11 protein-coding genes are annotated in these 13,318 nt (G+C 35.8%); 10 read left to right on the top strand and 1 reads right to left on the bottom strand.

The genetic code is table 11. The annotated features are described in order from the left end of the window. The 7 genes from ACIPK1_RS13750 to ACIPK1_RS13720 form a co-directional block, all read left to right on the top strand. On the top strand, positions 1 to 456 hold a 456-nt coding region (locus ACIPK1_RS13750), incomplete at its 5' end, for a hypothetical protein (RefSeq protein ID WP_400451159.1). 268 nt (positions 457 to 724) lie between these two features. Beyond that, the gene (locus tag ACIPK1_RS13745) at positions 725 to 1,576 is read left to right on the top strand and encodes a helix-turn-helix domain-containing protein (protein ID WP_139960577.1); all 852 of its coding nucleotides are present in this window, start codon (positions 725 to 727) and stop codon (positions 1,574 to 1,576) included. Positions 1,577 to 2,147: 571 nt separating this feature from the next. Next, positions 2,148 to 2,762, top strand: a complete 615-nt coding sequence (locus ACIPK1_RS13740) for a hypothetical protein (protein ID WP_008381639.1) — start codon at positions 2,148 to 2,150, stop codon at positions 2,760 to 2,762. Between the two features lie 1,320 nt (positions 2,763 to 4,082). Further along, positions 4,083 to 5,111, top strand: coding sequence for a DUF916 and DUF3324 domain-containing protein (locus ACIPK1_RS13735; protein WP_400451158.1), 1,029 nt, complete (start codon positions 4,083 to 4,085; stop codon positions 5,109 to 5,111). Positions 5,112 to 5,248: 137 nt separating this feature from the next. Next, positions 5,249 to 5,995, top strand: coding sequence for a WxL domain-containing protein (locus ACIPK1_RS13730; protein ID WP_008381643.1), 747 nt, complete (start codon positions 5,249 to 5,251; stop codon positions 5,993 to 5,995). A 52-nt stretch (positions 5,996 to 6,047) separates the two neighbouring features. Next, positions 6,048 to 8,420: a WxL domain-containing protein gene (locus ACIPK1_RS13725; RefSeq protein ID WP_400451157.1), complete on the top strand. Its 2,373-nt coding sequence runs from the start codon at positions 6,048 to 6,050 to the stop codon at positions 8,418 to 8,420. Continuing rightward, a complete protein-coding gene (locus ACIPK1_RS13720) occupies positions 8,417 to 8,710 on the top strand; it encodes an LPXTG cell wall anchor domain-containing protein (RefSeq protein ID WP_008381647.1) in 294 nt (97 codons plus the stop codon). The genes ACIPK1_RS13725 and ACIPK1_RS13720 overlap by 4 nt, the downstream gene beginning before the upstream one ends. Before the next feature lie 292 nt (positions 8,711 to 9,002). On the opposite strand, the gene ACIPK1_RS13715 is transcribed toward ACIPK1_RS13720, so the two are convergent. Further along, positions 9,003 to 9,719 (bottom strand): MerR family transcriptional regulator, encoded by a 717-nt coding sequence (locus ACIPK1_RS13715; RefSeq protein WP_086372438.1) that lies wholly within the window; start codon positions 9,717 to 9,719, stop codon positions 9,003 to 9,005. 760 nt (positions 9,720 to 10,479) lie between these two features. Between ACIPK1_RS13715 and ACIPK1_RS13710 the strand changes: the two genes are divergently transcribed. The 3 genes from ACIPK1_RS13710 to ACIPK1_RS13700 all read left to right on the top strand — a co-directional run. After that, positions 10,480 to 10,833, top strand: a complete 354-nt coding sequence (locus ACIPK1_RS13710) for a DUF7006 family protein (protein WP_008381652.1) — start codon at positions 10,480 to 10,482, stop codon at positions 10,831 to 10,833. 109 nt (positions 10,834 to 10,942) lie between these two features. Next, positions 10,943 to 11,107 (top strand): N-acetylmuramoyl-L-alanine amidase, encoded by a 165-nt coding sequence (locus ACIPK1_RS13705; protein WP_223347136.1) that lies wholly within the window; start codon positions 10,943 to 10,945, stop codon positions 11,105 to 11,107. A 234-nt stretch (positions 11,108 to 11,341) separates the two neighbouring features. Continuing rightward, the coding region (locus tag ACIPK1_RS13700; RefSeq protein WP_400451156.1) for a MucBP domain-containing protein at positions 11,342 to 13,318 on the top strand (1,977 nt) is incomplete at its 3' end.

Here is a 13,318-nt window from a genome sequence, read left to right as displayed (position 1 = left end):
ACAAATGAATCAACAATAGAAAGTCAAACGGGAATGACCGTTGAAGCAACTGTAGAACAACCAACAACAAAAGATCCGACATTAGGAACGACAACGATTAAAAAAGGAGCCGTACCAACCACAACAGAAGCAACAAAGTCCGAAGAAGATACAAGGATAGCCGAAACTAGTGGAAAAGGATCGAACCGAACAAATGGATCAACATCAAAAGAAAAGACAAAAACGGATGTTGTAGCGAAACCTGTTAGGTTTTTAAGTTCAGCTAAAAAAAGCGTTCCCATGAGAGCTATCAAAAAAGACACTGCTTTTTCTAATATTTTATCTAAAAACAACGGTCATACTTTCCCAAAGACTGGTGAAAGTACGCTATTTTCCAATATTTTACAAGCTGTAGGTTTTTTAGTTATAAGTGTCCTAGGTGTAGTTAGCATAAGAGTGAAGAAAACAAAGAACTAATCAATTTAATTAATTGATTTGGATAATAATTTTCTCCAAACGTCATCTGCCGGGTACGCAGAAACTGTATAGAAATCAAATAGGCAAAGACTGAAGCTATTGTGATCAGTCTTTGTCTAGATTCTCAGTGAAAGCATAATCTTTAGGTGCCATAGAACATCAAAAATAGAAAAGGAGAATAATTTATGAAATGGTTTTTTATGATATGCACTTTAGTATTACTCAGTTTTATTTAGAAATGTATCACGTTTTTAGAGAGGGATAATGCATGTTTGGAGAAACGATTAGAGAAATACGGCTAAAAAAAGGATTTAGTCAAAAAGAAGTCTATAGAAATATTATCTCAAAATCATATGCGATTGAATTTGAGAAAGGGAAACATAATATATCTTCTGATGTCCTTATTAAGATATTAGAAAACTTGTCTATGGATATTAGCGAGTTCTTGTTTATTGCCAATGGCTATAAATTAAATGAACAAAATCATTACACTTCTCATTACGCCAACCTATCTAATAAGCAAGACATAAAAGGATTAGCGTTACTTTTAAAAGAACTAGAAAGAAAATCAGGACAAATAAATGCGATCAGAGTGGCTGAGGTACGCTCGAGAATAAGAATTTTACAGCATTTAGAAGTTTATGGAGTATACAATACCGCTGTCGTTTTAGAAGAAGATAAGCAACTGATTTTGTCCTATTTAATGGGGATTGAAAGCTGGACGCTTCAAGAAATACATTTATTTGCCAATACACTAGATTTTTTAGATCACGAATTTATATTTATCTTTTTTAAAAGAGTTTCTAAACTGCTGGAGTATTATATTCAATTTGAGAAAGGCAGAGAAGTATATTGTGGTCTCCTGATTAATATTATTGAATATACATTTGTAAAAAATCAGTATGAGTTTGCAGAAGTTTTACTTACCCAATTGGGGTTGTTATCCACCAGTTTCCAAGACTTTTTTTCGAGAACGCTGTACAAATTTTTTGAAGGATTACTGATTATGAGGACAGTCAATGAGGAGCAGGGAAGAACAATGGCAACAAGAATGCTAGACATCATGGTTGAACTTGATCAAGCACCTTTATCAAAAATGTTCTCGTTATTGTTGGAGTAACATGCTGATTCCAGTGTATTAAATCTATGTTGAAGTTAGAAGCTACTAAATATAATTTTTAAGACAGCGCCATGCAAGGTGACTCATAGATAGGCGCTTTGTGTAAATATAGTTCAAAAAGTATAGGGGATTACAGAAGCAAAGGTTCAAAAAACTAAAACGTTTTTGAACTCTTTTTTTTATTGCTTATTTTCATAGGTTTATAAAAGGAAAGTGGAATTCAGCAAATCTGGAAAGTCCGAAATACCAGACCAAAATGATTCGAACAAACGAGGTTTGATAAACTATACATTGTGCTTAATATCACAATCGAGATCTAGTGGAAGTTTTCGCGGCAGAACTGGTTTTCTGATGATTTACTTTGTAATCAAATCTAGGACATTGACATTGGCCATTTTTCAATTATGGATGGGATGGAGTCGATTTGTAACTGAGTTTATTTTCGTTGCTTTTCAACAAAGGGTAATGAGAGAGTGAGTAGAGACTATCATCGTCTAAGTTAGCAAACAATATAAAAAAACTATCGAAAGATAGAAGTATAAATAATTAAAATGAGAGAGGGAAGAAGTGTATGAGAGAAAGAAGGAAACAAACAAGGATCGGAAGGTATATTGAAGAGCATAAGAAAGGGTGTGTCCTAGCTCTTGCTGCACTGGGAATGATCTTTTCATTTAGTGTGGGCGCCTATGCAGCGATTGCAACGACGTTTCATTTTTTGGGGACAAAAGACGATTCCATAAGAATTGCACAAGTTTTAAGCGCTTTGGGGATAGAGATTAAAGGTCAAAAAGCCCAAATAGCACAACTAGTCCAAGAAAAAGCGGAAGCTGAAGCAGCAAAAGCAAAAGCGGAAAGTGATTTACAAGCGGCCAATGAAACAATCGAAAACGTGCAAGCCCAAAATAGTGAAGCTTCTGCTGCTGTAAGTGGTGCGAACGCCAATGTTAATAAGGTAGCGCAATATGCAAAAGATTTAGAATCTGCAAATACGAAGCTAAAGGATTATGCGAACGCAGTTGCTGCGGACGCCGGTTTAAGCGATAGCTCCATAGACGTCGATAATACCAATGATGCGTTGAGTCAAGTGGACAGTGAACTGCAAGCCGCAATTAGTAAAGCTAATGACAGCAATGGAAGTAAGGAAAAAGCGCAACAAGCTGTCGATGAAGCAAACAAAGCAAAATAGCATAGAATCTCTAAGATAGATTCGGTTTTCCCTGCAATAGTCGTGCTGCTTGAATAATTTTTTGAGTGTATAATAGAAAAACGAGTGAACATACGCTTATATTTTAGGAGCAATGTTTCCTTTCGCTGGGAACTATTTATAAAGAAAGGTATCTAGAAAATGAATCCTCTCTAGATACCTTTTTTATGTACTTAAGTAGGAAGATCGTTTTTTATGGTAGATTCAATCAAAATTGTTAAGGAAATTCTCTTGTATCAATAATCATTTTTTACAAAATTAAAGAATTTATACCTTAGAGATTTTGGCAGTTCAAGGCTACTCGTTTATTTTCTGAACGAGTAGCTTATTTTTGTATCTATAGAATCGGATACAACTCATTGTTCACTTAAAAATCAGATTTGTGAGTATTAGAACAGCTCATCAAAAGTGAACAGAAACTTAAAAGGTTTTGATCCTTTTTAGTTACTTATTTCATAACTCCTTAAGTAATTCAATAACTAAATCAAAAAGGTATTATTTCAGAGAACAGTAGAGTATACTCCATGGATTTTTTGCCGAATGAAATATACAAATCATTATTGGCAGCTAAATATGTTGCGCAAAAATAAATTTCGGATAATGGAATGTGCATTATGAAACTATTAAAAGAGTGTTCAGAAAATGACTAGTTTCTGGACCCTCTTTTTTATGACAATTGAAGCACGTAGCTTTCGTTTTGTGTCTATTGATATAAAAAATATTGTTCATTTAAAAAGAAAGTTTATAGAAATAGAGACACTTTAATTGTTGCGGAAAGAACATATGTAACAATACGTAACTACCGTTGCGTATTTTGTATTGTTTTTTGAACAAAATTCAACAAACATAATGAAAGATGGGATTATCATTCAACCTATCGGTAAATCAAAAAGATCCTCTAGAAAAAAGTGGCGAGCGCTCGGATTATTTTTGACGGATTGCTAGAAGTTGATATTGAAAGCAATCAGAAAGTACATTGTACGTGTTAAGAGAGAAGGATTCTATAGAGCTGAGTTTATTAAATCAATTGTTCAATATATTTCAAGTGGGAAAGGAAATAATAAGACTGTTGATTATTATAAATGCTGATTTATAAAAATTAAGAAAAATCATTTTAATTTATTTTCCGGAAAACGCCTAATAAATCAGCATTTAAAAGTCTGTTTTTGAATTTTTTTTTATTTTGTAGTTTTTTTTTGAAAAAAAGGCATTGACCTTAAACCTGGTTTAACCCGTATATTAATTTGTGAATTAAATATTTAATAATGAACTATCTCACTTTTATGAAATGAGGAAATTATATTGAAAACAAAAAAAGAACGAAAGAAACACGCAATCCGATGGATTCTATTTACGGTAATCCTAAGTCTTGGTTTTTTTTATCAAACAGGCTATGCAGATGAGGTAAATAATTTTTCGATTCAAACGTTAGATGAGGATGGAAATGTAAATGCGCAAGGCTATTACCATTTCGACGGTCTGCCGGGAGAAAAACGTGAAGTTTCTATTAGGATTTATAATGCGTCTGATGTAGCAATTACGGTAAAAGCTGCGGTGAATCCCGCTTCCACCAATGAAAATGGTATCCCTGGTTATTTGGCAGAAGACACGTACGATGATTCATTAACGCATCGAATGGATCAATTGGTCAAGATTGACGAAGCAAAACGTACGATTCCAGCGTTAGGTTTTGTCACCATGAAAGTAGTAGTTTTATTCCCAGAAGAAGACTGGGCGGGAGACATTCTCGGAGGGATTCGGTTTACGGAAGAAGTTAAAAATATAAGCGAACAAACAGTAGTTCATGAAGTTGCGTACACCGTTGGTATTTTGTTAAACAAAAAAGACGGGGAAACAGTTGAAAATGACTTGCATTTACAAGACATTACAACAGGACAAAGAAATTATCGAAACTTTATTGAAGCTAACATTCAAAATAGTGCAGCATCGATTGTTCGCAATATGAGTGTTGAATCTACTGTGACTGAAAAAGGGGGGAAAGCAGCGATTTATACGTACGATGTCTACGATCTTCGCATGGCGCCCAATTCTAATTTTAATTTTGGTATACCAACGGGGGAACGACCCATAAAGGCTGGGGACTATGTTCTTAAAATGAGGGTAAAAGCAGATGGGAAGGAGTATCATTTTGAAGAAAATTTCACGATTGCCGCGTCAGAAGCCCGCCAGTTAAACCAAAGTGCAGTGAATATTGATGAGAGGACGCCTTATCTATCTTATCTGATTTTAGGTGGAATTGGACTTCTTATTCTCCTGATTATTGGCAGATGGATTAGAATTAATGGGAGAAAGAAGGCTGAATCGCTCTAAAAAAATGCTGGTTTATAGTGTTCATCCAGCTGAAACCGGAAGGGGAAAAATACTAAATCAATTGAGAATAAAGGAGAATAAGAAAGCAACACGTACGAACAAAACAAAGAAAAAACAAAAAAATTGGAGGATGAACAATGAAGAAAACAACAATCACAATAGCAGCAGCACTTTTAGCGGGAAGTATGGGACTAGGTACATTAATTAGTCAGGCAGCAGAAGTAGAGTATGAGGATGCGACGAACGCAAGGACAGAGGGAACGGTGATTATTTTAGAAAATGATTCATCTAATCCGGTGATTCCAGATCCAGAAAATCCAGGAGAAGAAGTAGATCCTGAAGTACCAGTTAACCCCCACCCAGGCCGACTAAGAATCAATTATGTTTCAAACTTTGATTTTGGTAAGATTCCGAATATTTCAAGTGAAATCGTTCAAGAGGCACGATTGGACCATGTATTTTCTGGTACATCAGAAGAAGGACGGGTACCATTTGTCGCAACAGAAGATCGTCGTGGGAGTGATCGATTAGGCTGGGAGCTGCAAGTTTCACAACCTAAACAATTGAGTGATGCAAGCGGACATGAGCTGCAAGGAGCAACGATCACCTTGAGTGGTCTGCGTTATGTGAATCCCACATCAGCTACGCCCATTGCGAATCAAAACGAGATTGTATTAGGAGAAGCCGCACAAACTTTGGCAACCGCCAATGCTTCACAGGGTGCCGGTGCATGGACACTAGCTCTGGGGAATGCGAATGCAGAAGGACAGACTGATGGCGTTGTCTTACGTATTCCAGCCAATACCACAAAAAATGATACGGCTTACTCAACTGCACTAGTTTGGGAGTTGGTCGCGGATCCAACAAACGCATCTGGAGAATAAGGGGATGTCCCCTATTCTCCAGTACAGAAACCAAAGAGAAAGGGATAGTCCAATGAAAAAAGTATTACTTGTTTTTGTGTTGAGCCTAGTTCTATCAACTCATTTTTTATTTCCCGCGATCGTTGTGGCCACTGTGATCGAACAGTCTACGAGTGAATCTGTTTACGAAGAAGAGATCCAAGAAACTAGTAATAATCAGGAGCAGCAGGGAGAAGAATCGGAGACAGAATCAGATGGATCCTCTGATCAAACAAGTGCAAAAAATCTGGAAGAGTCATCAATTGAAGATACTGTCGAGGGAGTTATTGAAGATCAATTGCAAAGAAATCAAAGATTAACTAGCATTGTCACTAGCACAATAAGTGATTGGCACATAGATGAACCAATTCTAATCGCTACTATTAATATGGAACTTACGACTGCGTTTAACGGAGTGAATCCCGGAGCGTACAATGCGGCACGTGTTTATGGAATCAGTAATCAGTTTTCAAGATTTAGTGTTCGAGCGGTTGATGCGCATGGAAATGATATCAGTGCTGCCTTTTTTACGGACATTAGGTCTGATTATGTAGATTTTCGAACGAGAGCAGATAGTTCTCCAGGAAATGGTTGGATTACTCTTGAAATTTTTGGTTTTGTTAATAAACATGCGCCTGTAGATATTATCTTTGACGGTTTAGGAGGATATTTCGATTTTGGGGAACTTACTTTCGGAATATTTGTCGTAAATATGCGTGGCGATATGGTTAGAAGAGAACCGGATGTGACATCCAGTACACATTTAATGGCCTTGGGGGGAATACTCAATGTAACTCATATTGATGAGTCTGGAAAGGAGATAGGTGATGCTGAGTCAAATCTTGGGATGCCAGGGGCGGAATATACAACAGAGGCTTTAAATATGGACGGATTTTATCTTCTAGAAATCAGAGGTGAAGCTTCTGGAAACTATATTTTAGGAAGAGTCATCGAAGTGACCTACGTTTATGCGAAGAGTGCATTGACAGCAGAAGTTGTGCCTCAAACAATTGATTTAGGTGGTCGATTGACGGAAAGTCAGCTTACCCAGGCCATAACCAATGTTTCGCTTAATGGAGGCTTGTTATCAAGTGATGAGTATACCCTTAATATAAATAAATCTCCAGATACGAGTATTGTCGGAACAACAACCAGTGCTTCTGTAGTATTAAACCACAACAGAACTAGTCAACAATTAATACTCGAGATACCAATTACAGTTACTTTCGGAAACGCCATAAGATTCAGTGGGTTTAATGACTATAGTGCTGGGATCTACACTTGGCATTCCGACATTGGAATTATCACTGCTCGAAGAGGAACGACAAGCACGACAGGAAATGTACACAACAATTTTTCTGGTATTTATTATAACTTTAGCATACATGATTTAGGTGATAACACGCGGCGTGTCATAGGCACTGATACGTTGACCTATTCGTATGATGTAAGAGGAACTCAAACGATTGCTTCAGCTGTTTCTGACTTTGGGAACGGTTTTGGGGAGACAAATGCTAAAGTTGGCGATATTGTCGAAGTCTATCATCGTGAACCTACACGACTCAGAAAATATGACGCCCCCCATTCTGAATCTGAAAGAGTAAATAGCTTGAATAATCGTGCATATTTTGAATTGACAAGTAATGGATACAGCCTATTGACATTTGATCGAGCACACCCAAATCCTACCACTATTCAGTTAGGAATGTCTGAAAAAGAATTGGAGGCAAACATATCAAAATATTTAGATCTTTCTGACACCAGTCATGTCTCGATTAGCGGTTTTCAAGAATATCCGGATACATCCAAAATCGGACAAGTAGTCGGAATTATTCGTGTTGAAGAACGTTTGAGTACTGGGAAATTTATTCTACGTGATTATGAAGTGCCTTTTACGGTTGAACCAGGTCGGCTGGAGCTGGCTAATGTAACGAATGGAAATTTTAATTTTGGAATCATTGAGCAATCAAGCCGCCATCAAGAGGTAGCGGCCAAGGGTGAACACGCACCAACCATTACGATTGATGATTACAGCAATACTACGCAATGGTCCATTTTTGTTTCTGCTAGTCCATTTGTGAATTCAGAAAAGCAAGTGTTGACTGGGGCAACGATGATACTCAAAGATTTAAGTGTCCAAGAAACGGTCCATACGGGGTTAACGGTTCCGTCAAAAGACATTGTATTGAGCCACACTCCGAAGTTAGTTGGGGCAATGAGCAATCCCAATGAATTATATGAAGGAGAACATGGTACAACAGAGATTCAAATTGGGGAAGTAATGAATGGATCTTTGACAGGCGTTCAATTGAGATTGCCGGCGAATACGCCAGTGGATGATGGGACGTATCGCTCAGTGATCACTTGGGAACTAGTGGGTGATCCTACGTTGGGAGGAAGCGAATGAAGAAAATACTAATCGCACTCTTTTTCAGTATAATTTCTCTTTATATGAATTATTCAAATTCTTTGCCAAGCGTAGAAGCATCTACTTATGAGAATCAAGCGGGGGTACAATTTTATCAGAGAGAAGAGACAGTAAGTTCTGAACAAAATGAATTAGATAGTCAACCATCAGAAATAGATATTCAGAAGAGTCTGCCACAAACAGGAGGAGTAATTTCTTCAATGAGCTTTTTGGGAGGCAGCGTAATCTTAATAGTTTGGTTAATAAAAAAGAAAGAAAAGACAAGTTGATTTTTTTCGGTACTATATGTTTTGGTGTTTAACAATATGAAAAAATATAATAGAAACATATAGTACCTTAATATCTTAATAATAAGCAATTAAAGTAACGTAGTAGTTTTAACATCATTTTATAAAGGAATATCTTGATAATCGAGAAATAATAGATTGCAAAAGTGTAGTGTTTAGGAAATCATTCCTACGATAAATAATACTACATACATGATGAAACTTTGGGAATGATTACTTAGAAAATGTTCATTTTAATCCCTCTGCTTTGATTGTTTTCATAGATAATGATCAGTTACAGAAGCCAAAAAAAGTAGTAGTCAATAGGCCGATTATTTTCTAAACCTCCGACGATGTACTGTGCGACTACACTGGAGTAATCGGCAGAATCTTGTATATCATCCAATAACTGATTCAAGTTATTTTCACTATAGTCGTATCTATCAACAGTTAACGCCCCACCAAAGTATATTTCACTTGATTCCGCAAGGAGATCTTTAGGAATAGTGTTATTGGGAATGTCTATAATGCCAATTTCTTCTGTTATGGTATCAAAATGATCTCCAGTAAATAATAATAAAAAATTTGTTGGATTATTTAATAAAGAAGAAATGTGTTCTTTTTTGTAAAGATCAAGAGGTTCAAATTTCGAAAAAGGAAACTCTAGATTTAGGTTTTTCTCTCCGTTTAAACAATGATTGATATGAGCAATATCCTTTATTCTTGTATTAAGTACTTTTGATACAGCATTTAATTGTTTGATCCAGTTGTCAACGGTAATAAGAGTATTGTTTAATATTTGGTTTCTTTGATCCAAATCACCATTTAAATGAAGGGTTAGATCGGTAATGGGAATTTCTAAGTTTCTAAAAAAAGTAATATCAACTAACTGTAATATAGAATGAGCATCAAAATATCTGTAGTTATTCTCTTCGTCTCTACTCAACGAAATTAGTTGTTTTTTTTCCCAAAACCGTATAGTTGAAGGTTCAATATTGAATAGATTAGCAATTTCCGTTATCGTTCTTTTTTTATTTGAGATAACAATTCCTCCTCTTTTTTGTAACTTATAGAGATATATAAGTAGTAGAACACATCATCTTCGACTTTGAAATTTGATTAAAGTAATCTTAACTTTCTAAAATACTATAAACAAATAGACCATATTCTTCAACTCTATTTAAAAGAATAGTAATGCATTATTTTAATTCTATCAACTAATCAGTCAGGACATTATGAAAGTAAAAACGCAATTCTTCTATTTTGTATAAATCACCAACTGTTGATTTTGAAGGTTTAAAAAATCAACAAATTCGTATTTTGAAATAAAGCGAAGGGTAGTATTAATGAGGTATAGATTCAAGGGAAATTAATAAGCTGTAGTAGGAAATGAATAAAGAAACTCATTTTCTATAAAAAAAGCATTGTCATTGAATTGAGCTTTCTTACCTAAGGATAAATAAAAATTTACAAATACTTAAAGGTTCTTCCAATCCACTTAGATTATAGATCTTATAGTACTTGGCATTTGGATAACGAGTGAAATATCAATTATTTATTAAGAGGACGATTGCTTTTAAAAACTAGACCTCAAACCAACTTTAATGTGTATAGTTCAGCGCAACAAACAACTTGCGTTTTTCTTTTAATTTTCAAATAGGTCATTGTTCACCTGTAAAGGAAGCATCGTCTTTCAGAGGCTTTCATCTAGGGAAAAACAATAAATGAAACCGGCTTATAGTATTGATTTCATTTTGGAAAGGACGAAAATTATGATCGAAATCAGTAATCTATCTGAATATATCAAAGAATTTCAATTTGAAGAAAAGCAGTTAAAAGCACATCCGTTGATAAAAAATTATATTGAAAATCAAGTTCAAAAATTAAAAGAATTGATAGAAGCATTAACGTCCGCGAATTTTTGGATTGATATTCCAATAATTATGGGAATAGATTCTAAGTTAGTATTATTACGAGAACTCATTATCACTATTGAAGATTTTGATTTTTCAGACGAAGAAGTGTTAAAAATAGTAGAACAAGATTATCCATACTACAATAAAGAATTATGTGGATATAAATTGAATGATGTAACTAGCCATTCACTAATTTTTAAAATAAAGTGATCTGGAAAAAGAATCAAGGAAAAGTAGTCTTTTATAATATATTTTGAAGTCAGGGATGGAATCCTATGAAGACGTAATAAAATTTCTAACCGAACGATAGAGGACAGACGTGAAAAATTGCGAGAAGCTAAACGTGCTTATTGAATCCTATGCACTTACCAACTATGACACGGGAAAAGCAGAATTGGTCAAAGGTAATGCAGAAATGATCTATCTTATCATGAATCTGGGCATCTCTTCGACGTTTGGTCCACATCGGGAAGACTTTCACTAACTATCATTTAACAAAGATAGAAACTTTCATTCTTTAAATTTTGTTCTGGGGTTGTTAAAAAACAAAGAGGAACTATTATTACATAATACCAAGTATCTTATAAAAATAATGATTATTTTTGGTTGAAGGAACTCTGTCCTTGCTTGAAAAGTATTTACTATAGAATACATTATTACTACAATAGATGAGATATAAAAATAGGTGGTTAAAAAAATACCACGATGGAGTTGGCAGATGAAAAAGAAAATTTTTTCCTACATATCTTTGGCAAGTTTAATAGTACCTTCTTTTTTTGTTCCCATTGTGAATGTTCGATCAGATGAGCAACAAGAAAGTGTAGCACAAGCAACTAATGAAGAATCTGAAAATATGAGTAATTCGATTACAACGCTGGATTCTTCAACAACGCAAAGTGAATCTTCTGATACTTCGACAGAAGATAATAATGAATCCACGGAAGAAACAACAACGCAAAGCTCTTCTAACAACGCAAAGTATTCTGGCGAAGATCAGGGGAATAGCCAAGTTGAAAATGAGACGACAAGTCAAAGTTCAGCAAATCCATCTGAGGTCGCAGTAAATAATGATCAAGAAGATTTTGCAGCTTGGCTTCCGGATCCAGCACTACAATCCGTAGTTGCTAAATCTTTAGGTATAGATGTGTCCGAAATCACGAAGGAACAGATGAGCAAACTTCAGACTCTCTATATCTACGCTGCAGATTCCGCTATTGCTGATTTGACAGGCTTGGAATATGCAACAAATCTATCATCATTTTATATGAGCGGCCAAAATCAGGTTACTGACTTTTCCGTTCTCACTTCGTTAAATAACTTAGTTTATGTATATTTGATGGGTGCTAATGTAACGGATGATAATGTACCAAACTTTGGTGCCAATTTAACTAGATTAAATCTTAGTTCCGCAAATGTAACCGATGCTGTATTTTCAAAAATAGTTAATATGAAAGGACTAGAGTCGCTAAGTTTCGAGTCCAATATGAATATTACGACAATTGCACCTCTGGTTGCATTACCAAATCTAACAGAATTAAGAATACAGTTCTGTGGCGTGACAGATTTTACTGTGATAAATGAGTTTTCCAAATTATCAAACTTAGCTGCTTATGGCCAAAACACAGGAAGAAATGATGCGATTACTTCATTATCTGCAAAAGAGTTAAATTACGATCCCGATAATCAATCATTTTTTGTTCCATTTTCCATTATGCCTAATCGTTTAACAAATTTTGATGGATATCAGCCTCCTTTTACAAAATCGAATAGTACTAGTCAGACGTACTTTGATTTGAATGGTGTACAGGTACCCTCCTCAAGATTAAGTATTACAGAAGATGGGATTACTGTATCTGGGGTTACTCAAAGTGAATTTGAAAGTATCGAAACAATGGAGTATAACGCACGACTGAATAATCCTGCCGGATCCTATGCTCAACCAGATGGATATAGTTTTTACGCCATTTCTTCAGGAACCTATTTGCACCAATTTTCGATCAATCATCAAGAAGCCGCTGCAGATGTTACGTTGAGTTATATTGATACTGAAGGGAATGAATTGAAGCCTTCTCAAAAAATTAGCGGTAATATTGGTGAATCTTTTGATGCAACAACGCCAGAGTATAAGTTAGAAGTAGACGGGTATACTATAAAAGAAGTTCAAGGTAATCCGACGGGAACCTTCAGTGATACAGCGCAAGAAGTCGTGTACGTATATGAACGCAGCGATGCAGCACCAGTCACAGTGAAATATCAAGATTCCGAAGGGAATCAGTTGGCAGATCCAACGGTATTAAGCGGAAAAGTAGGGTTACCATACACAAGTGAAGCCAAAGAGATCTCAGGGTGGTATGTAGTAGAAACCCCAGATAATGCTTCAGGCACCTTCAGTGATACAGCGCAAGAAGTGGTGTACGTATATGAACGCAGCGATGCAGCACCAGTCACAGTGAAGTATCAAGATTCCGAAGGGAATCAGTTGGCAGATCCAACGGTATTAAGCGGAAAAGTAGGGTTACCATACACAAGTGAATCCAAAGAGATCCCAGGGTGGTATGTAGCACAAACACCGACAAATACTTCAGGCACGTTTAGCGACACAGCGCAAGAAGTGGTGTACGTATATGAACGCAGCGATGCAGCACCAGTCACAGTGAAGTATCAAGATTCCGAAGGGAATCAGTTGGCAGATCCC

Source organism: Enterococcus sp. NPDC086594, from assembly GCF_044746145.1.
Lineage (GTDB): Bacteria > Bacillota > Bacilli > Lactobacillales > Enterococcaceae > Enterococcus_D > Enterococcus_D entomosocium.
This window is presented reverse-complemented; position numbering and strand designations above follow the sequence as displayed.